Origin of the sequence: Mesorhizobium sp. M0478, assembly GCF_040321305.1 — a bacterium.
Lineage (GTDB): Bacteria > Pseudomonadota > Alphaproteobacteria > Rhizobiales > Rhizobiaceae > Mesorhizobium.
The window spans coordinates 556,163-579,982 of sequence record NZ_JAMYRH010000002.1; the positions used below are offsets into that span (position 1 = coordinate 556,163).

Consider the following 23,820-nt stretch of genomic DNA (forward strand, 5'->3'; position numbering starts at 1 on the left):
GGGGATGCGTTTTTCGGGTACGGCTCACTATAGGTGGATTTCGAGACACCCGGTAGCAGATAGGGCGGGAGCGTGATGCATTTGCAGGAAGAAGCCTGAATAAATCTTGTTGGCTATGGCCGCGACAACTGTTTCTTGGCCCGGTTTTCTACTACGATACTCACGGGGCGATACAACAATATAGGAGGGGTTTGTCATGGGAAGAATTGTTCGGTCCGCTGAGCCTGTGCCGAAAAGGGATTCAACGCTCGAGGGCATTCCAGGCGATGCTCCGCTCGGCGTCGACGATGACAAGCAAGAAGATCAAGGATCGAAAGGCGGCGACGGCTATCTCGACCGGGTGGCGAAGTACGTGCCTGCCGAAGTCGTGGCATTTTTCATCTTCGTCAACTCCATCCTGGTCAATGCCACTGAGCAGCCGGTTGCCAAGGCGTTGACCGATGCGGTGGCGGAAGAGACCAAAGGCAATCCGGGGGACATTCCGGGTAAGGTGCAGGCAGCCATCTATAAGATTGAAATGGCCGGTATCAGCGTCTGGACCATTTCATGGATCATGTTGATCGTCGCGCTGGCGATGACGCCGGTGTATCTGAAATCGGTCAGCGATTCAGCCGACAATGCGGAGGCTCCGGGAGCCAACATCGTCATGTCGATGCTCGCCTTCCCATTCTGGGCCTATGCCGTAAACGCGCTGGCCCTCAGGCCATGGCATGACGGTGCGCTGGCCAGCATCATGCTCGCCACCTTCACGCTCATCAGCGGCGCCATACGGCCGGAATATATAAACGCTGGCCTCAATTTGATCCCGGGCATCGGCCCGAAGAAGTAGCTTGGCCCGCCGGGCAGGCCGCGGTGCAGGGCGCGGCTTCAGTTGTAGACGCGCTCCAGCCTCGCGCCTGCTTCGAACAGCGCCGGCAGCACGATGTGCAGCTTGCGCACGGCGACGATCAGCCCGGTGCGACGGGTGGCCGGATCGATCGGAACGGTTGGCTGAACAGCGCCCGGGCGCCTTCGGGCGGAGCGAAGTCTGCCGCCGAAAGCACGGTGAGCATGATCGCGTCGTTGCCACCGATCTCGACGAAGGACACGCCTCTGTCGATCAGGCGCGGGATCATGTCGGTGAATTGCTGACCGCGCCTGGTGATGAAGATGGTGCCGTCAGCGCCGAAATCGCGTTCCAGCAAAGTATCGGCTTCTTACGCGTCGCTTCGCCGACCGGACCCTTGGCCCAAAAGACAGTCGGCGCCGGGATTTCTCCCAGCGCCTCCCTGTCAAATCAGGACACGGTCGCGGCAGCAACTTCCGTGAAGTCGTCGCGCCATGCCGGCCTTGATTTTGACGGTCCTGCCAGTCACCGCCCGAGGGCAGTGCCCGTTCCAGACCACGCCGTTCTCCACCCTTGCGAGCTTCGTTCGGCGCGCCATCGAAGGTTTTCGCCGTCCTTCATGGCAGCATCGGTCCGCCGTTGGCGTTCGCACGCTTTCCGCGGCCCCGTAGGTCTCGGCATCCGTCCCTCGAACAGGCAAGCCTGCTCTCGCTTCGGGCCGTACGGGCCTCAGGAAATCCGCCTTTTCGCTTTGCCTTTCGGCGTGGCGATCGGTAGCCGCCTGAGATGGGCTAAACTTACGCTGGGTAAGGGTTTTGGGGAATGGGCGTGAGCCTGTGGATAACGGGATTATCGGGGATCGTTTGCCACAAAGCTCGGAATTTCGACTCCAGCTGCATTAGACAGCCCGCCCGCTTTTTGGCGCCTGATCGGCTGTGCCCCTTGCTCCGCCGGCTGGCGCGGGCTTCAATGCCGGCAAAGCATCAAGCCTATCGGCTCGGTGCGGGGAGGGTGCGCATTGAAAGTCGGGGTGGTGCTCAATCCGATTGCCGGCGGCGGCCGGCTGAAACGGCATTGGCCGGAGGTGGCTGCTTCGCTGAAAAAGCATTTCGGCGAATTCGAGCTGCGCGAGACGCAGGCCGAGGGCGACGCCGAAAGGCTGGCGCTCGACCTCGCGGCAAGCGGCTTCGAGCTGGTGATCGCGGCCGGCGGCGACGGCACCGCCAGCGAAGTGGCCGACGGATTGCTGCAGGCTTTCGATGAGAGCGGCCGGACAACCGAACTTGCCTTGCTGCCTTGCGGCACCGGCATCGATTTCGCGCGCGGGCTCGGGCTGCCGAAAGAGGTGGATGCGGTGCTGAAGCGGATCGCCGAAGCCAAGGCGCGCAAGGTCGATGCAGGGCGCATCTGCTACATCGACGACCATGGCGCGCTGGCCAGCCGGCACTTCATCAATATCGCCAGCCTCGGCCTATCCGGCGCCACGGACCGTGCGGTCAATGCCGACAAGCGCAAGGGCAGGATGTCGGCCAAGGCGCTGTTTTTCTGGCGCACCGTGGTCGAGTTCATCCGCTACCGCTTCCAGGACGTCAGGATCACCGTCGACGATGGCACCCCGGTCGAGGCGCGCATGGCGCTGGTGGCGGTCGCCAACGGAAAGTTCTTCGGCGGCGGCATGATGATCGCCCCGGACGCCGAACTCGCCGACGGCCAGTTCGACATCGTCATCCTGCGCGCGGCCGGCAAGCTGAAGCTGATCTGGGATATTCGGCTGCTCTATGGCGGCCGGCACCGCAACCATCCGGCCATCACCATATTGCGTGGCCGGAAAGTGGTGGTCGAACCTATCGGCGATGTCGAGAAGAACGGCGCGCTGGTCGACATAGATGGCGAGTCGCCGGGGCGTATACCCGCGACGTTTGAGATCCTGCCCGGAGCGCTGACGCTGAGATATTGAATCAAGGCGTTGAGGGATTGATTCAGGTGGTTTGAGCGGCGATTCCGGCGAACCGGCCAAAGGCCTGAAATCGCAGGACATATTTACCCGGCTTAGCTTTCCAGCTTGGCTGGGAAACCGGGCGCGCGCAGATCCATGTCGACGGCATCCTCGAGCAGTTTGACGATCTGGGTCGACCAGGCGCCGCCGCCATATTCCTGTTTGCCCATCAGGAAAATCTCACTCACAAGCGGCGCCAGTTGGAGTGGCAGTCTGAACTCTCTGCCCATCGCAAGCGCAAAGCCGAGGTCCTTCAGTGCCAGGTCCATGGTGAAGCCAATGTCGTAGGAGCCGTTGAGGATGAGCTGGCTTTCGGTCTCATGGACGAAGCTGTTGCCGGAGGAGGCGACGATGGCGTGGTAGGATTGCGCGAGGTCGAGGCCGCCTTGCTTGGCCAACATCAGCGCCTCGCCGGCGGCGACGAGATGGATGAAGGCCAGCATGTTGGTGATCACCTTGATCACCGCCGCGGAGCCGACCGGACCCATCAGGAACGACTTTGCGCACATCGCTTCGATGGCCGGACGATGGCGCTCGTAAAGCGCAGCATCGCCGCCGACAAGCGCGGTGATCTTTCCGACCGCGGCCAGATGCACGCCGCCGGTGACCGGGCACTCCAGCGTCTCGATGCCTTTGGCCGCGGCGAGGGCGGCGAGGCGCAGGATCTCGTCGCGGCCGTTGGTCGACATCTCGATCCAGGAGCCGCCCCTGGGCAGACCCTCGAGCAGGCCGCCGGCATTAGCCAGCACCGCTTCGCTGACCTTGGGCGAGGGCAGGCAAGTAATGGCATTGCCGGCCTGTGCCGCCGCTTCGGCCGGGCTGGTCGCGGCCGTGGCGCCGAGCGCCACGAGGCGCTCGACGGCGGCGGGGTCGCGGTCGAAGACGATGACGACAAAACCGTTGCGCAACAGGCTGGCGGCAAGGTTGCCGCCGAGATGGCCAAGCCCGATGAAGGCGTAGCGTTCGCTCACGGCATCAGCGGCGTTTGCATCATCTGCAAATGCAGGTCCTTGCCGGTGTAGGGATGCGCGTCGCAGACCGCTTCGTCCAGCTCGACGCCGAGGCCCGGCTCCTTCGATGGAATGACATTGCCGTCCTGCCATTCGATCTTCTTCTTGAGCAGTGTCGCGTGGAAGCCGTCCCACTGCTTCAGCGATTCCAGGATGAGGAAATTGGGCAGCGTCACCGCCAGCTGGATGTTGGCGGCCCCAACGATCGGCCCACAATAGCAGTGCGGCGCGATCTGGATGTGGTATGCCTCGGCCATGGCGGCGATCTTCTTGGTTTCGAGAATGCCGCCGGAACGGCCAAGGTCCGGTTGCAGGATGGTGGCGGCGCGGTTCTCGATGATTCGGGCGAATTCGAACTTGGTCGTCAACCGCTCGCCGGTGGCGATCGGGATCGACGTGCCTCGCGCCACCTGAGCCATCACTTCGGGCATGTCGGGCGGCACCGGCTCTTCGAACCACAAGGGATCGTAGGGCTCGATGGCGCGTGCCATGCGCAGCGCACCCGATGCGGTGAACTGGCCATGCGTGCCGAACAGAATATCGGCGCGGGTGCCGACGGCTTCGCGGATCGACTTGACCATGCGGGTGGAGACATCGATGTCGATCAGGCGCGGCTGGTGGCCGTCGAAGGCGGTGTAGGGGCCTGCCGGGTCGAGCTTGACGGCGTTGAACCCCTGCTCGACATATTCGAGCGCGCAGGCGGCCGCCAATTCGGGGTCATTGTAGACGTTCCGGCCGTCCGGCGCGTCCTCCGAATGGACGCTGCCGGTGTGCGGATAGAGATAGGTGTAGGAGCGCAGCGTCTCGTGCACCTGGCCGCCGAGCAGTTTGTAGACCGGCTTGTCGGCTTCCTTGCCGACAATGTCCCAGCAGGCCATTTCCAGCGCCGAGAAACAGCCCATGCCGGTAACGTCGGGGCGCTGGGTAAATCCTGAGGAATAGGCGCGGCGGAAGAAGGTCTCGATGTCATGCGGATCGTGGCCGATCAGGTAACGCTCGGCCATGTCCTCGACCAGCTTCGCTGTTATGTGAGCCGAGAAGGTGGCGTTGTAGGCCTCGCCGTAACCGACGACGCCGCCATCGGTGGTCAGCTTGACGAAGATGAAATACTTGCCGCCGATGCCGGGCGGCGGGTTGCCGACTACCCAGGTCTTGACGTCGGTGATCTTCATTTTTGGTCCTCCAGAACCAGTTCGGCGCCCTTCCATCCGGTCATGACCGAGGCGGCGTTGGTGTTGCCGGTGATGTTGGCGGGAAAGATCGAGGCGTCGATGACACGCAGACCTGCGAGCCCGTGCACTTTCAGGCGCGGGTCGACGACGGCGGCCCCGGCGCCCGGCCCCATGCGGCACGTCGAGACCGGGTGATAGACGGTGCCTGAGCGCTTCCTGAAATCCTGGATCAGATCGGCATCCGATTGGATCGATGGGCCCGGCAAAACCTCCTCAGTGATGATCTCGGCCATGGCGGGCATCGAGGCTATCTTGCGCACGAATTTCACCGCCGCCAGCATCTCGTCGACATCGGCGTTGGTGGAATAGGCGTTGGCGACGATCCTGGGATAGTCCAGCGGATTGCTGGAGCGGATCATGATCTCGCCGCGGCTGGACGGGCGGCAGTTGGAGAGGCCGATGGAAAAGCCCGGCCACGGATCCGGCGTCAGGATCGGCCGCTCGCCGCTCTTCGGAATGACGGTCGAGAAAGCCTGGAAATAAAGCTGCATGTTGGGGCGCGAAAACGCCAGGTCGGTTCGGAAGAAGCCGCCGCCATGGTTCATCGACAGCGACAGCGGGCCGGAGCGGGTGAGGATGTACCGCATGCCGACCAGCAGCTTGCCCCACCAGGGCCGCAGGATTTGGTTGAGCGTCGGCACGTTTCCCTTGAAGGTATAGTTGATGCCGACATGGTCCTGCAGATGCGCGCCGACATTTTCGTTGCCGTGGACGACCGGGATGCCAAACCCCTTGAGCAGTGACGAGGGGCCGACGCCGGACAGTTGCAGCAGCTGCGGCGAGTTGATCGAACCGGCGGACAGGATCACCTCGCGGCCGGCCCGCGCCGTCTTGGTCTCGCCGTTCTGCAGATATTCGATGCCGACGGCTCGCTTGCCCTCGAACAGGATTCTGGTCGCCAGCGCATTGGCTTCGACGCGCACATTCGCGCGCTTCATCGCCGGGCGCAGGAAGGCGCGCGCGGCCGACATGCGGCGGCCATTCCTGGTCGAGATCTGGTAGACGCCGACGCCTTCCTGGGCGGCGCCGTTGAAGTCAGGGTTGAGCGGCAGCCCAGCCTGCTGGCCGGCTGCGAGGTAGCGCCTGGTCAGCGGATGGACGGCGTTCGTCGTGTCGGTGATATGCAGCGGCCCGCCGGTGCCGCGCCATCTGTCGGCGCCGGCCTCATTGTCCTCAAGCGCCTTGAAGCCCGGCAACAGATCGTCATAGCCCCAACCGGGATTTCCGGCATCGCGCCAGTCGTCAAAGTCCTCGCGCGCGCCACGGATCCAGACCATGGCGTTGATCGAGCTGGAGCCGCCAAGCAGCTTGCCGCGCGGCCAATGGTCGACATTGCCGGCAAGGCCGGGGTCCGGCTCGGGCTTGTAGTTCCAGTTGACCGCCGGATCGAAGAAGGTCTTGCCGTAGCCGAGCGGCATCTGGACATAAAAGCGGCGGTCGCTGCCGCCGGCCTCCAGCACCAGCACGGAGAAGCGGCCCGAAATCGACAGCCTGTCGGCCAGAACCGAGCCGGCCGAGCCGGAGCCGACGATGATGAAGTCATAAGTCTGCATGATTGGTGTTGGCGGCTCCGCAAAACTGAGCGCAGCCTATCCGCGACGGCTTGGCCGCGCCCCTGCGGCTTCCGGCATGGCTTGTGAAAAAAGCGACCGTGAGACGCCTGGTCGGAAAAGCCACCATGGAACCGACATTGCGCCGGGAGCCTCGCCCGTCGCGTTGACCTCTTGGGCCCGTGACGCTACGGGATCAAGGGCTATCGCTTTAGGGGAATCTCGGATGGTGCATTACGCGGACGGACGGCCGATCGGCGATCTGACCTTGCGTACGCTCGCCATGCCGGCCGATGCAAATGCGGCCGGCGACATCTTTGGCGGCTGGGTGATGGCGCAGATGGATCTTGCCTGCGGCATCCGTGCGGCCGAGCGGGCCAAGGGCCGCGTGGTGACGGCGGCGGTCAAGGAAATGTCCTTCGCCAAGGCGATGAAGATCGGCGACACGCTGTGCATCTACACCCATGTCGAGCGCGTCGGCCGCACCTCCATGACGCTCAAGGTCGAGGCCTGGGCGCAACGCTACCTCTCCGACCTGATGGAGAAGGTCACCCACGCCGATTTCGTCATGGTGGCGCTGGATAGCGACGGCAAGCCGAAGCCGATTCCAACCGAAAGTTGACATCGTCGATTCTGCCAAGCTTGCGCTTATGTAACATCCCCCGCGCGGGCGATGCGCTGCGCGACATCCAATGGTTGCCTTCACATCCGATTCTGCGGGCGGCGGAGGGAAGACAATGCGTCAACACATGCTGAACGGCTGGCTCGTGGCGGCCCTCGTCGCGGTGATCTGCCTGCTTGGCACGACCGCTTATACCGAGATCAGGAAAGAGCTTCCAAGCGTTGCCTGCACGCACGACCGGACCGTTGGCAACGAGCGGACTGCCCAGCGGTCTGCAAGGGTAGAGACGTGCGGCGCAGTGTGTTGCAGCAACCCTGCGTCAAAGGCCTGAGGGCCCGTCAGCGGAAGACCTCGTCAGCCTCAAAATGATCATGCGCCGGCGAACGAAACGCTGCAGCTATGTCGCGATGGCGCGACCAACGATGCCAGGGCGGATCCAGTTAAACCCGGGTACGCGTCGTCGACGGCAAAATCCGTAAACTATTGCTGGGCAACGGTTTTCAGGCGTGCACGCCATCGAATCTTTCACGCGCCGCCTGGACCCGCGAGGTGTTCTTCCGCGCCCATTCGCCGAGCGCGCCGACCGGCACCAGCAGCTCATGGCCGAGCTCCGTCAGCTCATAGTCGACGCGTGGCGGGATGGTCGGGAACACGGTTCGGGTGACGAAGCCGTCGCGCTCAAGACCGCGCAAGGTGGTGGTCAGCATCTTCTGCGAAATGCCGCCGACAGCGGCGCGCAACTCATTGAAACGCAGCGGTCCGCCGCCCAGCTTGCCGACGACCAGAACGGTCCATTTGTCGCCGACGCGCTGCAGGATTTCCGAGACGGCGCGGCAGTCTTCGGTGTTGTGCGGGTGCCTCAGTAACATAACGGTGCCTCCTTGCGCTGCCATTTGTCAGTATCTCATATAGCGCCGGTATCCAAACGATACCAGCTTTTGCATATATGGAGAGCCCCATGTCCAAGCCCAAAATCGCCATCGTCGTCGGTTCGACACGCGCCGCGCGTTTCGCCGATGTGCCCGCCCAGTGGATCGCCAAGATCGCGAAATCTCATGCCGACATCGACGTCGAGACCGTCGACCTGCGCGACTGGCCGCTGCCCTTCTTCGACGAGGTCGCCTCGTCCGCCTGGGCGCCGTCGCAGAACGAAGTTGCCCAGCGCTGGCAAAAGAAGGTCGCCGAATTCGACGGCTTCATCTTCACCGCCGCCGAATACAATCATGGCCCGACGGCCGTGCTGAAGAACGCCATCGATTACGCCGCCAATGAATGGAACAAGAAGCCGGCCGGTTTCGTCGGCTATGGCAGCGTCGGCGGCTCGCGCGCTGTCGAACATTTGCGTCTTGCCGCGGTCGAATTGCAGATGGCGCCGGTCAAATCCGCCGTTCACATTGCCTGGAGCGATTTCCTGGCGGTGCGCCAGGGCGAGAAGAAGCTCGAGGAGATCGAGCATCTGAACCAGGCTGCCACGGCGCTGGTCAACGACGTTGCCTGGTGGGCCCGCGTGCTCAAGGCAGCGCGTCAGGCCGACGCGATTGCCGGCGAAGCCCAGGCGGCCTGAGCCTTATCCTCCCAAGGACCGATGATTTTTCCAAAGGGCGGCGTTTGCGCCGCCCTTTTTCATTCACGTGAAGAGGCGCTCTCGGCTCCCTTGGCCGGATGGTGGAGTCGGACCGGCAAGGTCGCGCTGATGCCTTGACGATCCCGCGCGAAGGATCGCCGCCTGTCACAGCCAACCGCCGGAAAACCCGGCCCGGCGCAGTCCTGTGGTGATGGCCGGCACGCGGCGCATCAATCGCCACAGGAAGTCGGACCGGTAGTTCTCGATCATCAGGGCGATCGGCCCCTGGTTGATGCCGACATGGTCCGGCGATACCCAACCGCAGGCGCGGCCGTCGTCGGCAGCGATCGTCGGGTTGAAGCTCGCGGTGAAGCCGTAAGGGTTGCCGTCGCGCAGGTCCATCTCGTGGAAATGGCGCAGCGCCGGCAGCACGATTTCCGGCGCAAAAGGCAAGGAGGCGATTGCCGCCCATGGCGACAGCGTGCCGTCATCGGGGCCAAACGGTGCGCCGCGGGCGAGATAACCGAAGAAGCGGCGTCCATCGGCTCGCCGCGCGATCGGACCTGGGCCGTCGCTGGCGGTGACGCCCCAGCAATTCTCGCCATAGCCCGCGAACCCCCTCGGATTGCGGATTGCGTAATCGCGCTGCAGATACGTCGCCTGGCGGCTGTTTTCGAAATAGTCCCGGTCGTGATCGCGCATGAAGGCATCGCGGATGTCGCGAAAATCGATCCAGATATGCGAGAACTGGTGGATGAAAAGCGGGCCGGCATAGACCATCTCGCGGCCGTAGATGGTCTTCCATTTGTAAGTGGACAGCCAGGCCGCGTAGCTCTCGGGAGTTAGCGAGTGGGTCGGCGAACCGAGACCCAGGACGTACAGGATCAGCGCCTCGTCAAATCCTTCCCAGCGGTAGCGGAGAAAGCCTTTTCCAGGCCGCCAGCCATGGGTGACGGTGGCGCCGCCGTTCTGCGCCCAGCGCCAGTCGGCACGGCGGTAGAGCGCATCGGCAAGCTGGCGGATTTCCAGTTCGAGCTCATCGTCCTCGTCGAAATAAGCGCCGGCGGCCAGAACACCGGCAAGCAAAAGGGCGGTATCGATCGTGGACAGTTCGCAATTCCAGACGCGGCGGCCGGTCTTCATGTCGAGGAAATGATAGTAGAAACCTTTGTAGCCGGTGGCATCGGGCTCCGGCCCGTGCCGGGCGTTCCAGAAGAAGCGAAGCGTGGCGAGCGTCCGCTCGATTGCGGCATCGCGCGTCATGAAACCGCGCTCGACACCGACGGGATAGGACGACAAAGCGAGCCCGACGGCGGCTATGCTGGCAGGCGACGCCTGCGTGTTGCGGTCGGCGACCAGGCCGTTGGCAGGGTTGGCCTCGTTGAGAAAATACTCGAAGGACAGGCGCTGGATATCTTGGAGAAGCTCGTCGTTTAGCGCGTGTTCGTTCGATGCATCCATGACAATCGATATAGAGGCTTTGGCTGCTTTTGCCATTCGCCCAGCGGATCAATCATGGGTGAGGGCAGGCTGGGGCCGATAGCGAAAGGCGCTGCCGACGCACCGAATTCAAATCGAGGGGCTGCGAAGATCGGTTGGACCGCCATATGCACGGCCCTGCCATCTGGCCTGGCCGTCCTCCCCTGATATATCCGGCTGCGATCCATCACATGAGCATGCCCCGTGAAGTCACCCAGCCTGTCAGGCGTCGTTTCCCCCATGACCCCGGTGCTGGTCTGTGCACTTGCGATCTTCCTTCTGTCCGCCATGGATGCGGCGATGAAAATCCTGGTCATCGCCGTCGGTGTCTACAACACGGTGCTGTGGCGAAGCATGCTTGCGAGCGTGGTCGCGGGCACGGCCTGGGCGGCGGGGCCGCGTTCCCTTCCCACGCCTTCCGTGCTGCGGCTACACGCGCTGCGCGCCGTGATCGTGGGCATCGTTCTGCTGTCGTTCTTCTGGGGCCTTGCCAGATTGCCGCTAGCGGATGGGATCGGGCTTAGTTTCGTCGCGCCGCTGTTCGCTCTCCTGCTGGCGGCGCTGCTTTTGGGCGAACGCATACAGCGCCAGGCGATCTGGGCGTCGCTGGCGGGCATCGCCGGCGTCGTCATCATCATGGCCGGACAGTTCGGGCAAGGGAATTATACCGGGGATGCCCTGCTTGGCACGGTGGCGGTGCTCGCATCGACGGTGTTCTACGCCTACAATCTGATCCTCTCGCGGCGGCAGGCGCTGGTGGCCAAGCCAGTCGAGATCATGCTGTTCCAGAACCTGTGCGTTGCCGCCGTCCTTCTCCCCGCCGCTCCCTGGCTCGCGGTTGCCCTGCCGGGCAATCTCTGGCTTCCGCTGGCCGGGGTGACGGCGCTGTCGCTCTCCGGCCAGTTCCTGATGAGCTGGTCCTACGCGCGGGCCGAAGCGCAATATCTGATCCCGACGGAGTATTCTGCCTTCATCTGGGCGATCGTGTTTGGCTGGCTGTTCTTCGACGAGGCGGCGACCTGGACCACGCTGGCTGGAGCGGCCCTGATCGTGGCCAGTTGCCTGATCGCCTCGCGCTCCAATCCGAAGCTTGCCGAACCGATCGAAGCCGCGGTCTGAGCGCGCTATTCGCTTTGACGGCAGAGCGTCAACGCACCACTTCGCGATGGCCGCTGGGCAGCCGGGTGGCGATCAGCTTGTCGATGCGGCGGCCGTCGAGGTCGACGACCTCGAAACGCCAGCCTTGCGCGTCGACGCATTCGCCGGTCGCCGGCAGATGGTGCATGTGCGACAGCACATAACCGGCGACGGTCTCGTAATCGCGATTTTCCGGCAGGTCGATACCGAGAACGTCAGCCATCTCGTCGGCTTGCATGTATCCCGCGAGCAGCCATGAGCCGTCCTCGCGCTTGACGGCGTTTTCCTCGTCGCCGGCATCAAGGTCGGCGCGGAAGACGCCGGTGATGGCCTCGAGAATGTCGGCAGGTGTGACGATCCCTTCGAAATGGCCGTATTCGTCATGCACCAGCGCCATCGGCACGTCGGATTCCTTCAGCTTCTGCAGCACATCCAGCGCGTCGGCCTGATCGTAGACGATGGGGGCGGCGCGCACATGCTTGCGCGGATCGAGTGCGCGGCCGGCGAGCAGGGCGGCCAGCACGTCGCGCGTCTGAACAACGCCAACCATGACGTCGACGCCGCCATCGCCGGCCGGCAGGCGCGAATGCTGGGTCTCCATCAAGAGCTTGCGGATGGCACCCTCATCGGACTGCAAATTGATCCAGTCGACCTCGGTGCGCGGCGTCATCACGGCGCGCACGGCGCGATCGCCGAGCCGCATGACGCCGGCGATCATGCGCCGCTCGTCGGATTCGATGGTGCCGTGGTGCTCGGCCTCGGCGACCAGCATCTTGATCTCTTCGTCGGTGACTTTCTCCTCGCTCTCGCCGCGCTGGCCAAGCAGCCACAATATGGCGCGGCCGGAAATGTCGAGCATGAACACCAGCGGCGCCGAGACGGTGGCTAGGATGGTCATCGCAGGCGCCGCGCGGGCCGCAACACGCTCGGGATCGCGCAGCGCGATCTGCTTGGGCACCAGCTCGCCGACGATCAGCGAGAAATAGGTAATGATCGCAACGACAATGCCGACGCCGAGCGGGTCGGCGATGTTTTCGCGCATGCCGGTCGTGGCCAGGTACACCGAAAGCCTGTCGCCCAGCGTGGCGCCGGAGAAGGCGCCCGACAGCACGCCGACCAGAGTGATGCCGATCTGCACCGACGACAGGAATTTGCCGGGATTGGAGCCGAGCGTCAGCGCACGCCCGGCGCCATTGACGCCGCGGTCGATCATCGCCTTGAGCCGCGCCGGGCGCGACGACACGATGGCGAGCTCGGACATCGACAGAAGGCCGTTCACACAGATGAGGACGACCACGGTGGCGATTTCGACGTATAGCATCAGGGCTCAATAGCATTGCGGCGGGCCGCAGGAAAATAGTCCGCGATGATTTTTGGGAAATGACGGTGGTTCAGGGGAATTGCCTGAGCACCCCGACAAGAGTCTTGCCGTCGGTGAAATAGGGATCGCCGCCGCCGTTGCGTCCGGTCCTGGTGGCGCCGATGCCCGGGATGTCGCTCGCCGAGGTCACCATGCCGGCCGCCGACAGGTCGTGGATCACGAGATCGCGCTCGGCGTCGATGTCAGGGGCGATATGGTGGGTGATGGCGCCGGTATCGTGGCTGAGACCAACGCCGCGGTCGAAGCTGGCCGAGCCCATCCAGAGCGTTCGGCCGTCGTCGCCGGTCGCATCGCTGCGCCAGAAGCGGACATGATGGCGCCGGTCGGCGCTCCCGCCGACCGGCTTTTCGAAGGCGAGATCCTGGGCGCGGCCTTCGAACAGCAGCCGGCTGACCGGGGCGTCAGGATAGGGATGGTCGAACAGCACGCTCTCACCGATTTCGATCGCGGTCTTTAGCGTCACGCCATCGGCCGTATCCCATCCGGTCATGGCGAAGGCATGGACCATCTCTTTTTCGGTACCGACAAGGCCGATATTGATCGGGTCGCCGGGAATGCCTTGCGGCGTGTGTGTCACCATCTCGAAAGTCTGCGTGCGAAAGCCGCGGTCGCGAACCGTCCAGAATTCCGGCGCAGCGACATAGGCGAGGGCCAGCCAGACCGCCAGAAGAGCGGCGAGCCAGGTCAATGCGCGTCGTTGCAGGCTTCGTCGGCTCATGAAAGCGGCTCGATCCGTGCGGTATCTGTGCCTGACGGACCCTGGAAATCAATGGCCAGCGGCGAGCAGCCGTTCTATCGTCGGCCATCGTTTTTGCGGGGGGTGAGCAGGAATGGATAAGAAGCCGGTGGGTCGCAGCTCGATGGCATTGACCGCGGACCTTGTCGCAAGGGTCGAGCGTGTCGAACCGGATCCGGGTCCCGAGCCCGGAACAACCGAGCATACAGACGCGGAGTTCGATAGTCTTGTCGAGCAACTTCTGTCGGAGCATCGGCCTGAAGCGCTATGGGTCTTTGCCTACGGGTCGCTGATCTGGAACCCCGAATTTGCCCATGTCGAGCAGCGCCCGGCCACGGCGCCAGGATGGCACCGCTCGTTCTGCCTGACGCTGACCCGTTGGCGCGGAACCCGTGATTTGCCGGCGCTGATGCTGGCGCTCGATCGAGGCGGCAGCTGCAACGGCATCGTCTATCGGCTGCCCGCGGAAGACCATGTCGGGCAACTTGGCCAGTTGATGCGCCGCGAGATCGATGCCAATCCGCCGACTAACGTGCCATGCTGGATCAAGGTCAAGACCAAGGATGGGCCGTTGCGGGCCTTGGCTTTCGTCGCCGCGCCAGACGGCAGGGCCTATGCGGGCCGGCTGCCATTGGAGCAGGTTGCCGACACGCTGGCGCGGGCTGCCGGGCATTGGGGCTCGTCGGCTCAATACCTGTTCCGAACCGTCAGCAAGTTGGAAGAGAGCGGTATCCGCGACAGGAACCTTTGGCGCATCCAGGATCTGGTGGCCCAGCAAATCATCGCTTCCACCAGGAACGCCAATCCCGACTGATTTCTGAACGGTGAAACGCCTTAGCGGCAGGCGCGGTAGCCGCTTTTGCGGTTCTTGATGTCGAAATGGAAATGGTTGCGGTGATCGTAATTGTAGCCGGGACCGAGCACGGTGGTGAAATACTGGCAGCCGTCGGCACGCACATTGTTGAGGAAGCCGCGGGTGCGGAAGGCAAACAGGCCGGGCTTGCGCACGTCGATGTCGTCGCCGTTGTTGAGCTCGATGCTCATGACGTCGAGGGCGTTGCCCTTGCCGTGCTCGGACAGGACACCTTCGCCGGCGATGTTGCGGCAGGAATAGCTTGAGCCCTGGTGGATGGTCTTGACGCCCGAGAAATAGCGCCAGCGGGCGGAGGGAACCAGTTCGTTGCTGGTCCAGGCGGCGAAACTTGCGGCCATGTCGCAGGTCAATGTTGCGGCGGGCTTCATCTGGATGCCGCCGATGGCGGAGACCTTGACCGGCCAGTCTATGCCGCACTGTCCCTCGTGGATCGGCTGGACATCGGTGTAGACGACGCGAAGCCGCTTCAGCTCGCCACGGCAATCGGTTTCGCTGGCCGGCATCTGCTGCGGCTCCGACTCCGACATCGGCTCGTCCATGTGCGGATAGGCGGCAGTCATATAGGGATTGGACGGGACGAGCTTCTGCATGCCTTCATATTGCGGCACGGCCGCGGTCTGCGAGCCGACATCGACGGCCGGCTGCAGCGACAGCACGCTGCCAGTGTTGCAAGCCGAAACGGCGGCCAGCGCAAGACCGGCGGCCAGTATCGCTGCGCTTTTTGCCTTCGCGGCGCGAAATATTGCGGCCATGGGCGGAATCCTGTCCTTGATCGGTGGGATTTTAACGATCAAGGGTAAAGGAAAACTCAGCGTTCCCGTTCATGCCTGCGGCCGAAATGCGGCAGCCAGACCATCACCGGCATGACGATCACTGGAGGGCCATTATTGGCAGAAAGTGCCACCATTCCGGCGCAGTTCGAGATCGAGATGGAAATGCAGGGAATGGTCCGGGTCCGCGCCCGGTCCAAGCACGGTCTTGAACGGTCCGCAGGCGGCCTTGCGCACCGCATTGAGGAATTTGCCGTCTTTCTCGGGCGGCGTTGGACCGACTTCGATCTTTCTGCCATCCGACAACGTGAAGCTGGCAATATCGAGCGCGTTGCCGAAGGCATGTTCCGACAGATGGCGCGTGCCGTTGCGCGGCCGGCAAACAAAGGCCGATGCCTGGTTGATCGATTTCAGGTCGGCTCCGAACTCGGCTTTCGCCGCCGGCTGTATGATTTCGGCGGCAAAGCGGGCTGCCGCCTCGGCCATCGGGCAGTTGAGTTCGGTCGCGGGGCCGATGGCGATGGATTTTCCGAGCGACTTCAGCAGCAGGGGATAGGGGATCGAGCAGCCGATGTCGGGATTGCTTTCCGCCTTATGCTCCTCGAATTCGACACCAAGGGCCGTCAGCCGCTCGCGACAGGCGACTTCCGCCGCCGGCATTTTTGCATCGGGCAAATCGGCCGAGCGCGGATCAGGCAGCATCTTCTTGTCGCCGGCATCGGGTTTTTCAGGTGGCTGCGGAGCAACGGCCGGCGGCTGAGCTTCAGGTTCCGGAGTGTCTGGCTTTTGTGTCGGAATCGGCACCGCGGCCGGCGGCTCGGGCTCGCTTTGCTTATCGGTCGACGGCTTCGGGGCTGACGGTCCGGGCCGCGCCTGCTTTCTAAAACGGGACTTTTCTTCGTTGAATCGATCGTCATTGGACCGGTTGGGCGCGCCAAGGGGGTTCGGACCTTCGGCCTTTTGCTTTTCGATCGGTGCCGCGCCGGTCTTCGGCGCCTCTGAAGGACGCGCCTCGGGCAGCGGGACAACGCGCGAGGGCTGCACCGGAACATCGGCGGGCGAGGGCTCTTTATCCGGGGTCTTTTGTTCCACCTGCTTTGGCGTGATGTGCCGCTGTGGCCTGGGCTTCTGGCGGTGTTTGCTGCGCGGCTTAGGATGCGAGTCGACCCGCGGTGAAAACAACTGCTCCAACCGCTGTGACAGCGGCGTGTAATGCTTCTTGCGCTGTTTGGCGTCGGCTTGCGTCAGCAGCAGCGCCGTGACGACCATGACCAGTGCAACCCTGCATGTTCGGGAAAGTACAACAGACCCCATCGTCCTCAACGGCGCGAACGCCCGGAGGTTGCCTGCGGCCCATCACGAACGGTAACGACGTCGTTACGCGCCAATCGCTTCCAGCCCTTCTTCCAGCCAGTCGGCCAAAAGCGGCATGCCGAGCAGGTATTTCGCCGTGCGCTTGTTGGCGCGGTCGCGCGCGGCGGCAACCGCATCGGACCATTCCGCTGCGTCATAGTCGCCGCGGCCGACCCAGGCCAGCGCGATCAACTCGGCCGCTTCGTCGACGTTGAGGTCGTTGATCAGCTCGCGCAGCTCTTCCTCGGTGAGGTCTTCCGCGCTTTCCTCCGCCAGACCGTCATGGTGGTGATTGGCATGTGATTCACCATCGAGCTCGACCTCATGCTCGGCACCGTCGGCATAGTCTTCGTTGACGGCAGCACTCAGTCCCTTTGCCTTGAGAATGAACAGGCGCACGGTGTCCGGGCCGATCGATAGCTCCCATTCCCGCTCACGGCGCTGTTGCACTCTCGGGCACCCCCGCTGATCGTTTCCCGAATGATAGCGGATTTGCAGCGCGCGTCACGTCATGTTCTGATCCTTGGCTCCCGCCTTTGACCGAATTCAGGTCAGGCACGGCCGCACAAATAGTTTCGGCGGCTGCGGGTTTCCGGGATGAAAAGTCTGCATCCCGGCGTTAGCTTTTCATTATCGTCATTTTCCCTCAAGCTCGTCATTATCCCTCAAGGAGGCTTCGATGCATAAAAGAGTGTTGATCCAGGCGGCTGCGGCGCTTGTGGCGCTGCAGTTCTTTGCGGTTCCGGTGTTTGCGGCCGGCGGCGGTGGCGGTGGTACCGAGACCACCACCCAGTGCAAGAAGGGGCAGGTCTGGGACAAGAAAAAGCAGAAATGCGTCGCGCCGAAGTACGGCATGCTGGACGACGACAACATCTACGATGCTGGTCACGACCTGGCCATGGCCGGGCGTTATGATGAGGCGATCGCCGTGCTCAGCCTTGCCGCCAACAAGCAGGATCCACGCATCCTCAACTATCTCGGCTATTCGCATCGCCATTCCGGCCGTGTCACCGTCGGCCTCGGCTATTACGAGGAAGCGCTCCGCATCAACCCGGATTACACGCTGGTGCGCGAATATCTCGGCGAGGCCCATCTGCAAATCGGCGATCTGGCCGGCGCCCAGGCGCAACTGGCCGAGATCGAGAAGCGGACGGGCAAAGATTCGCGCGAATACGGCATGCTGGCCGAACAGATCTACCATTTCATGAGAAGCTGACCCCACCCCAACGGCTTCTCTGGGCCGGCTGCGAGCAATCGCAGCCGGTTTTTGTTGTCGCAACTGCAACACGCTGCACGTGCCGTAACGACAATTGGACAATCGGTTCATGATTTTTCAAAAAGCCTGCTTTTTCAGCGTGAAAAACGCGCGAGGATCGCTATATTGGGGAAAACTGCGGTGAAACGGTTCCGTTAGCCCGAGGCTGCCGGACCCGTTTTCTTTTTATACCCATCGACAAGGCTTTCCCCGAAATGCGGGGGTGGCGGCAGGAAAGGTCAGGCATCATGAACAAGGTCCCGATGACAGGCGAGGGGTTCGCGTCATTGAAGGAAGAACTGCGCTGGCGCCAGCAGCAAGAGCGGCCGCGTATCATCGAGGCGATCTCCGAAGCGCGCTCGCATGGCGACCTGTCCGAAAATGCCGAATATCATGCCGCCAAAGAGGCGCAGAGCCTCAATGAGGGCCGTGTCAACGAACTGGAAGACTATATTGCTCGGGCCGAGGTGATCGACGTCACCAAGCTTAGCGGCGACAAGGTCAAGTTCGGCGCCACGGTGGTGCTGGTCGACGAGGACACCGAGGAAAAGAAGACCTACCAGATTGTCGGCGACCAGGAAGCGGATGTGAAATCGGGCCGTATTTCGATCTCCTCGCCGATCGCGCGCGCGCTGATCGGCAAGGAAGTCGGCGACGCCATCGAGGTCAACGCACCTGGCGGCGCCAGGGGTTACGAGATCGTCCAGGTGCAATTTATCTAGCGCCTCAGAATTGCTGGAAGGTCCTATGCCGCAGCTTGGAGCTTAAGGGCTAATAGCTTTTCTGCTTCCGACACCACTTGTGCCGGCACGAGGCGCTCCCCCGATGCGGCCAGCAACGTTGAGGCATATTGCCCGCGCGGGCCGGTCAAACCCGGCTCGGTCGCCAGGAACACCGCTACCGTCGGCAGGCCGAAGGCGCTGGCGAGGTGGGTCAGACCGGTGTCGGCGCCGATAACCAGCGTCGAGCGGCCAAGGATCGCGGCAATGTCTCCCAGCGGCGATCTCGGCACCACGATCGTTGACGGCACGGCTTTCGCGATTGCCTCGGCGACCGCCTTCTCACGCTCGTTCGACCAGGTGGTGACCGGCGTCATTCCGGTACCAACCAGCAGGCGAGCGGTTTCGATCCAGTCTTCGGCGGGCCATTTCTTGTCCTCGCGGCTGGTGCCGTGCAGCAGGAAGGCCGTCTTGCCGTCAATGCCGGCCAGGCCGCCGGGAGGCGGCACAATCCCGGATGCGAGCGCCGAAAGATCGGGCTCGTAGCCGAGCGCCAGCCCGAACAGCCGGCGCGTGCGTTCGATGGCGTGCAGGTTGCGCGGCACGGCGTATTTGCGCTGGTAAAACAACGTTGCCGAGGGCTCCCGCGCGCTTGCGCGGTCGAAACCTGCGATTGGTGCCGCTGCCTGTTTCGCCACCAGGGCCGATTTCAGCAGCCCCTGCGCATCGATGACGAGGTCGTACTCGCCTGCTTGCAGAGCGCGGCGCAAGCTTGTCGCCTCCCGCCATGTGCCGGCGTTGAACAGATGCTTGCGCCAGCGCCGGATGGCGACGGTATGGATCTTTGCTATCGCCGGATGCAGCGCGACGATGCCGGCAAAGGCTTCTTCGACGCACCAGTCGAAGGCGATATCGGGGCGCTTGCGGCGTGCATCTTCGACGGCGGGGAAGGTGTGGATGACGTCGCCCATCGAGGAGGTCTTGACGATCAACACCTTCATGCGGCGGCCGGGAGTTCCAGCAACCTGTCCGCCGCCGCTGCCACTCGGGCAACGTCCAGCGTCTTCAGGCAGTTGAGGTGGCCGAGCGGACAGATCTTCCGATGGCAGGGCGAACAGGACAGATGCAACCAGATCAGTTCGCGCTGTTCAGCCAACGGCGGCGTGTTTTCCGGCGAGGTCGAACCGTAGACGGCAACGACCGGCGTGCCGACGGCGGCCGCGACATGCATCAGCCCGCTGTCGTTGGACACCGCCAGCCTGGCCGCGGCGATCAGGTCGATGGCGTCCTCCAGCCGTGTCTTTCCTGCCAGATCGACGACACCGGGCGCGAGTGCTGCGATCTCGGCGGTGACGTCGCGATCGTTCTTCGAGCCGAACAACGCGACCTTGAATCCTTTCGCCATCATCTCTCCGGCGAGGCCGGCATAGCTTTCGCTAGGCCAGCGTTTGGCCGGACCGAATTCGGCGCCGGGCATCATGGCGACGAATTTTCCCGGCTGAAGTGCGAAACGAGCGAGCAGCTCTTTCTGATTGCCGGCGTCGACGGTGAGCCGCGGCGGCCGGAAATGTCCGCCTTGGGCGAGGCCAAAATAGGCCTGCGCGGTGTGCCGTTTGACGGCATCGGGCAGCGGCAAGATGTCGGTCAGCAGGCCATAGCGCATTTCGCGCAAATTGCCGAAACGGCGCGGAATGCGGGCAAAGAACGGGATCAGCGCCGATTTCCAGCTACCCGGCAGGACGTAGGCCATGTCGTAGCGGCCGCGCAGCAGGCGGCCGAAGCGGCGGCGAATGATGAATTCAAGCGCGCCGGGTTGCAGCGGGAAATCGATCTGCTGGCGAATCTCGGGCATGCGCTTGACCAGCGGGGCCGCCCAGGCCGGGGCAAGCACGTCGATGGCGGCGTTGGGATGGAGCTCCTTCAATGCCGAGAACAGGCACTGAGCCATGACCATATCGCCCACCCAGCGTGGGCCGATCACGAGGATCGTTGGGCTTTCAGCCATTCGACATAGTCTCTGACGCCGGTTTCCACGCTGCGGAATTGCCCATTATAGCCGGCTGCGCGCAAGCGGGACATATCAGCCTGGGTAAAACTCTGGTAGCTGCCCTTGAGGTGATCGGGGAATTCGATGAACTCGATCTCGCCCTGGCCCAGCGTATCGATCACGGTCTCGGCAATGGCGCGGAACGGCTGGGCGCGGCCGGTGCCGCAGTTGAAGATGCCGCTCGAGCCGCGCTTCCACAGCCACAGATTGACGTCGGCGACATCGCCGACGTGAATGAAGTCGCGGCTTTGTTCGCCGGGGCCGAAGCCGTCATGGGCGCCGAACAGCTTTGGGTTTTCGCCGCGCCCGACCTGATTGAACAGATGGAAGGCGACCGAGGCCATGGCGCCCTTGTGCGCCTCGCGCGGGCCATAGACGTTGAAGTAGCGCAGGCCCGCGACCTGCGAATGATCGGTGTCGAACACGGTGCGCCTGACATAGTCGTCGAATAGTTTCTTCGAATAGGCGTAGACGTTGAGCGGCCGCTCAAGTGCGGGATCCTCGCGAAACTCCGAACCGCCGCCGTAGACGGAAGCCGAGGAGGCATAGAGGAACGGTATGCGCAGCGAAAGACAGCCATGCAGCAAGCGCTTTGAGAAGGCGTAGTTCACGTCCATCATGAACTTGCCGTTCCATTCCGTGGTGGTCGAGCAGGCGCCCTGGTGGAAGACGGCCTCGACGCGGCCTAGGTCGCCGGCTTCCAAGGTGGCCAAGAATTCGTCCTTGTCGAGATAGTCGGCTATCTGCAAATCGGCCAGGTTGGCGATCTTGTGGCCGTCGGTGAGGTCGTCGACGACGAGGATGTCATCATGGCCTTCGGCATTGAGTGCGGCGACGATGTTGGAGCCGATCATGCCGGCCCCGCCCGTGACGATGATCATGAAGGCCTCTGGTTGCTTGCGATTCCGGTCCTTATAAGGGAGGGCAGCCGGGCTGTCGATGAAGCACCACGACGCCATAGTGAGACCGCGGAGCGGCCCGCTTTATTCGAGGCCCGCAAGCTAGGGGACAAAAAATGCCGTCGACCGAACTGCTCATTGCGTTTTTCGCCACCACGGCGATCTTTGCCTATATTCCAGGACCGGCGATGCTCTATGCCGCCGCGCAGACCATGGCGCGCGGGCGCTGGTCGGGGCTGACGGCGGCACTTGGCATCCATCTTGGCGGTTATTTCCATGTCTTTGCGGCTGCCGCCGGGCTGTCGGTGCTCTTCCATGCGGTGCCGCCGCTCTACATGGCGGTCAAGCTCATCGGCGCGCTCTATCTGATCTGGCTTGGCGTGTCCTTGTTCCGCAAGCGCGGGGACGGTGACACGGCGCTGCCGGCGATCGAGCGCAAATCGGCGCGCCGGGCATTTTTCGAGAGCATCACCGTCGAAGTGCTCAATCCGAAGACGGCGATCTTCTTCATGGCGTTCCTGCCACAGTTCATCGATGCCTCGGCGGGTTTCCCGGTGTGGCTGCAATTCGTCGTGCTGGGCACCATCGTCAATTTAATGTTCTCTTCGGCAGATATTGTCTGCGTGTTGCTGGCAGGCATGGTGATCGCCCGGCTGAAGCGCTCCAGCCGTGCGCAGCGCATCATGCAGCGGGCGGGCGGGGCGGTGCTGGTCGGACTGGGCGTCCACGTCGCGTTGCAGAAGAGCTGACGGCCGCCCTGACGTTGCGCTGCGCGGATTTGCGGTATATCGGCTTCGCCATGAACGATCCGGCCCGTAAATTGACAATTTTCAGCGTGATTGAGGTCGGCCTTTCCCTCGCATTGCCAGTGACATGATCAAGCACAATCCGCCTTCGCCCGAACCTTTGCACCGCGCCATTGCCCGCTTTGGCGACGTTGCCGTGCTGGTGGTCGGCGACTTCATCCTCGACCGTTTCGTCAACGGCGTCATCGAGCGCATCTCGCCGGAAGCGCCGATCCCGGTGCTGCACGGGCGCGGCGAGACCTCGACGATGGGCGGCGCAGGCAACGTTGTCGCCAACATCGTCTCGCTGGGTGCCAGCGCTATTCCCATATCGGTGATCGGCACCGATGTGGCCGGCGACAATCTGGTGCGCATGCTGCGCGAACTCGGCGCCGATACGGCTGATATGGCGCAGGAGCGCGGTCGCATGACGTCGTCGAAGAGCCGCTTCAGCGCGCTCAATCAGCAGGTGCTGCGCTTCGATGAGGAAGAGATCAAGCCGCTCGACGACAAGGAACGGGCGGACCTGGTCCGGCATTTTCGCGCCGCACTCACGCGCGCCGACATCGTCATTCTGTCCGACTATGGCAAGGGCATCTTGCTCGACGGCGTCGCCGCCGACCTGATCGCCATCTGCCGCGAGGCGGGAAAACCGGTGCTGGTCGATCCCAAGGGCCGCGACTATGCGCGCTATGCCGGCGCGACCGCCATCACGCCCAACCGCAAGGAGCTTGGCGAAGCTGTCGGTCGCCCGGTTTTCGCCGACGACGAGATCGTCGCGGCGGCACGCCAGCTGATTTCGGCACATGGCTTCGACTTCGTCGTCGCCACCCGCAGCGAAAAGGGCATGAGCGTCGTCGGCGCGGATGAGGCGCGCCACATCGCCACCCAGGCGCGCGAAGTGTTCGACGTTTCGGGCGCCGGCGATACGGTAATCGCGAGCTTCGCGCTGGCTCTGGCCGCGGGCGCCGATCGCGTCATGGCCGCCTCCATCGCCAATGCCGCCGGCGGTGTGGTGGTGGGCAAACGCGGCACCGCGCGGCTGACCGTGGAGGAACTCACCGGCGCGCTGTTCCGCTCGCACGGCCCCACCGCCCATAAGGACGCCATCCTCGATGCCGCATCGGCCGCGCGCATGGTGGCGGCGTGGAAGGACGAGGGCCTGAGCGTCGGCTTCACCAATGGCTGCTTCGATATATTGCATGCCGGCCATGTCAGTCTTCTCCACGCGGCGCGCAGCCAGTGCGACCGGCTGGTGCTCGGCCTCAACAGCGATGCCTCGGTGCGTCGGCTGAAAGGCGCAGGGCGCCCGGTCAACGATCAGCATGATCGTGCCTGCGTGCTCGCCGCCCTGGCCTCGGTCGATGCGGTCGTGGTGTTCGAAGAGGATACGCCGCTGGCGCTGATCGAGGCGCTTCTGCCCGACATTCTGGTCAAGGGCGCCGACTACACGGTCGAAACCGTTGTCGGCGCCGATGTGGTGCAGAAGGCGGGCGGGCGCGTCGTCCTGGTCGACCTTGTCGCCGGCAAGAGCACCACCGGCACGATCGGCAAATTGCGCGCCGGCGGCGGTACTAACTGAGGG

General features: G+C 63.4%; 24 protein-coding genes. 10 read left to right on the top strand and 14 right to left on the bottom strand.

The window, feature by feature from the left end:
- Positions 1 to 196: 196 nt before the first annotated feature.
- A complete protein-coding gene (locus NKI64_RS07130; protein ID WP_155923215.1) occupies positions 197 to 829 on the top strand; it encodes a hypothetical protein in 633 nt (210 codons plus the stop codon).
- 118 nt (positions 830 to 947) lie between these two features.
- On the opposite strand, the gene NKI64_RS07135 is transcribed toward NKI64_RS07130, so the two are convergent.
- Entirely contained in the window at positions 948 to 1,184 is a 237-nt protein-coding gene (locus NKI64_RS07135; RefSeq protein WP_023683739.1) for a hypothetical protein, read from the bottom strand.
- Between the two features lie 660 nt (positions 1,185 to 1,844).
- Here NKI64_RS07135 and NKI64_RS07140 point away from each other — a divergent pair.
- On the top strand, positions 1,845 to 2,783 hold the full coding sequence (locus NKI64_RS07140) for a diacylglycerol/lipid kinase family protein (protein ID WP_023683740.1): 939 nt from the start codon (positions 1,845 to 1,847) through the stop codon (positions 2,781 to 2,783).
- 92 nt (positions 2,784 to 2,875) lie between these two features.
- Here NKI64_RS07140 and NKI64_RS07145 read toward each other — a convergent pair whose 3' ends face one another.
- From NKI64_RS07145 to NKI64_RS07155, 3 genes are read right to left on the bottom strand one after another with little or no spacing between them, the layout of a single operon-like run.
- The gene (locus NKI64_RS07145) at positions 2,876 to 3,793 is read right to left on the bottom strand and encodes an NAD(P)-dependent oxidoreductase (protein WP_023683741.1); all 918 of its coding nucleotides are present in this window, start codon (positions 3,791 to 3,793) and stop codon (positions 2,876 to 2,878) included.
- On the bottom strand, positions 3,790 to 5,004 hold the full coding sequence (locus NKI64_RS07150) for a mandelate racemase/muconate lactonizing enzyme family protein (protein ID WP_352667205.1): 1,215 nt from the start codon (positions 5,002 to 5,004) through the stop codon (positions 3,790 to 3,792). Before NKI64_RS07150 ends, NKI64_RS07145 begins: the two co-directional genes overlap by 4 nt.
- Positions 5,001 to 6,617: a GMC family oxidoreductase gene (locus tag NKI64_RS07155; protein ID WP_352667208.1), complete on the bottom strand. Its 1,617-nt coding sequence runs from the start codon at positions 6,615 to 6,617 to the stop codon at positions 5,001 to 5,003. Before NKI64_RS07155 ends, NKI64_RS07150 begins: the two co-directional genes overlap by 4 nt.
- Positions 6,618 to 6,840: 223 nt before the next feature.
- Here NKI64_RS07155 and NKI64_RS07160 point away from each other — a divergent pair, with 223 nt between their 5' ends.
- Positions 6,841 to 7,236 carry an acyl-CoA thioesterase gene (locus NKI64_RS07160; RefSeq protein WP_023671995.1) on the top strand — a complete coding sequence of 132 codons (396 nt, stop codon included), beginning with the start codon at positions 6,841 to 6,843 and terminating at the stop codon, positions 7,234 to 7,236.
- Positions 7,237 to 7,736: 500 nt separating this feature from the next.
- Here NKI64_RS07160 and NKI64_RS07165 read toward each other — a convergent pair whose 3' ends face one another.
- A complete protein-coding gene (locus NKI64_RS07165; protein WP_023683744.1) occupies positions 7,737 to 8,105 on the bottom strand; it encodes a winged helix-turn-helix transcriptional regulator in 369 nt (122 codons plus the stop codon).
- Positions 8,106 to 8,194: 89 nt separating this feature from the next.
- Here NKI64_RS07165 and NKI64_RS07170 point away from each other — a divergent pair, with 89 nt between their 5' ends.
- The gene (locus NKI64_RS07170; protein WP_023671992.1) at positions 8,195 to 8,800 is read left to right on the top strand and encodes an NADPH-dependent FMN reductase; all 606 of its coding nucleotides are present in this window, start codon (positions 8,195 to 8,197) and stop codon (positions 8,798 to 8,800) included.
- A 165-nt stretch (positions 8,801 to 8,965) separates the two neighbouring features.
- Here the strand turns inward: NKI64_RS07170 and NKI64_RS07175 are convergent, their stop codons facing one another.
- Entirely contained in the window at positions 8,966 to 10,261 is a 1,296-nt protein-coding gene (locus tag NKI64_RS07175; RefSeq protein ID WP_352667211.1) for a glucoamylase family protein, read from the bottom strand.
- Between the two features lie 258 nt (positions 10,262 to 10,519).
- Here NKI64_RS07175 and NKI64_RS07180 point away from each other — a divergent pair, with 258 nt between their 5' ends.
- A complete protein-coding gene (locus NKI64_RS07180; RefSeq protein ID WP_023701605.1) occupies positions 10,520 to 11,398 on the top strand; it encodes a DMT family transporter in 879 nt (292 codons plus the stop codon).
- A 28-nt stretch (positions 11,399 to 11,426) separates the two neighbouring features.
- Here the strand turns inward: NKI64_RS07180 and NKI64_RS07185 are convergent, their stop codons facing one another.
- On the bottom strand, positions 11,427 to 12,737 hold the full coding sequence (locus tag NKI64_RS07185; protein ID WP_352667213.1) for a hemolysin family protein: 1,311 nt from the start codon (positions 12,735 to 12,737) through the stop codon (positions 11,427 to 11,429).
- A 70-nt stretch (positions 12,738 to 12,807) separates the two neighbouring features.
- On the bottom strand, positions 12,808 to 13,515 hold the full coding sequence (locus tag NKI64_RS07190; protein WP_352443337.1) for an LssY C-terminal domain-containing protein: 708 nt from the start codon (positions 13,513 to 13,515) through the stop codon (positions 12,808 to 12,810).
- 112 nt (positions 13,516 to 13,627) lie between these two features.
- Here NKI64_RS07190 and NKI64_RS07195 point away from each other — a divergent pair, with 112 nt between their 5' ends.
- A complete protein-coding gene (locus NKI64_RS07195; protein WP_023705875.1) occupies positions 13,628 to 14,347 on the top strand; it encodes a gamma-glutamylcyclotransferase in 720 nt (239 codons plus the stop codon).
- Between the two features lie 20 nt (positions 14,348 to 14,367).
- Here the strand turns inward: NKI64_RS07195 and NKI64_RS07200 are convergent, their stop codons facing one another.
- From NKI64_RS07200 to NKI64_RS07210, 3 genes are all read right to left on the bottom strand, one after another.
- Positions 14,368 to 15,159, bottom strand: coding sequence for an extensin-like domain-containing protein (locus tag NKI64_RS07200; protein ID WP_023695766.1), 792 nt, complete (start codon positions 15,157 to 15,159; stop codon positions 14,368 to 14,370).
- Between the two features lie 132 nt (positions 15,160 to 15,291).
- Entirely contained in the window at positions 15,292 to 16,368 is a 1,077-nt protein-coding gene (locus NKI64_RS07205; protein WP_352667413.1) for an extensin family protein, read from the bottom strand.
- 186 nt (positions 16,369 to 16,554) lie between these two features.
- Positions 16,555 to 16,980 (bottom strand): DUF3775 domain-containing protein, encoded by a 426-nt coding sequence (locus NKI64_RS07210; protein WP_023683751.1) that lies wholly within the window; start codon positions 16,978 to 16,980, stop codon positions 16,555 to 16,557.
- Between the two features lie 229 nt (positions 16,981 to 17,209).
- Here NKI64_RS07210 and NKI64_RS07215 point away from each other — a divergent pair, with 229 nt between their 5' ends.
- The gene (locus NKI64_RS07215) at positions 17,210 to 17,746 is read left to right on the top strand and encodes a tetratricopeptide repeat protein (protein WP_023683752.1); all 537 of its coding nucleotides are present in this window, start codon (positions 17,210 to 17,212) and stop codon (positions 17,744 to 17,746) included.
- Positions 17,747 to 18,033: 287 nt separating this feature from the next.
- On the top strand, positions 18,034 to 18,507 hold the full coding sequence (gene greA, locus NKI64_RS07220) for a transcription elongation factor GreA (RefSeq protein ID WP_023683753.1): 474 nt from the start codon (positions 18,034 to 18,036) through the stop codon (positions 18,505 to 18,507).
- Positions 18,508 to 18,530: 23 nt separating this feature from the next.
- On the opposite strand, the gene waaC is transcribed toward greA, so the two are convergent.
- The 3 genes from waaC to rfaD are packed head-to-tail and all read right to left on the bottom strand — an operon-like array spanning position 18,531 to position 21,432.
- Positions 18,531 to 19,505, bottom strand: a complete 975-nt coding sequence (gene waaC / locus NKI64_RS07225; RefSeq protein ID WP_352667218.1) for a lipopolysaccharide heptosyltransferase I — start codon at positions 19,503 to 19,505, stop codon at positions 18,531 to 18,533.
- On the bottom strand, positions 19,502 to 20,509 hold the full coding sequence (waaF, locus tag NKI64_RS07230; RefSeq protein WP_352667221.1) for a lipopolysaccharide heptosyltransferase II: 1,008 nt from the start codon (positions 20,507 to 20,509) through the stop codon (positions 19,502 to 19,504). The genes waaC and waaF overlap by 4 nt, the downstream gene beginning before the upstream one ends.
- Positions 20,482 to 21,432: an ADP-glyceromanno-heptose 6-epimerase gene (gene rfaD / locus NKI64_RS07235; RefSeq protein ID WP_023683756.1), complete on the bottom strand. Its 951-nt coding sequence runs from the start codon at positions 21,430 to 21,432 to the stop codon at positions 20,482 to 20,484. The genes waaF and rfaD overlap by 28 nt, the downstream gene beginning before the upstream one ends.
- A gap of 134 nt (positions 21,433 to 21,566) precedes the next feature.
- Here rfaD and NKI64_RS07240 point away from each other — a divergent pair, with 134 nt between their 5' ends.
- Positions 21,567 to 22,199 carry a LysE family translocator gene (locus NKI64_RS07240; protein WP_023671977.1) on the top strand — a complete coding sequence of 211 codons (633 nt, stop codon included), beginning with the start codon at positions 21,567 to 21,569 and terminating at the stop codon, positions 22,197 to 22,199.
- 124 nt (positions 22,200 to 22,323) lie between these two features.
- Positions 22,324 to 23,817 (top strand): D-glycero-beta-D-manno-heptose-7-phosphate kinase, encoded by a 1,494-nt coding sequence (rfaE1, locus tag NKI64_RS07245; protein WP_023671976.1) that lies wholly within the window; start codon positions 22,324 to 22,326, stop codon positions 23,815 to 23,817.
- Positions 23,818 to 23,820 lie beyond the last annotated feature (3 nt).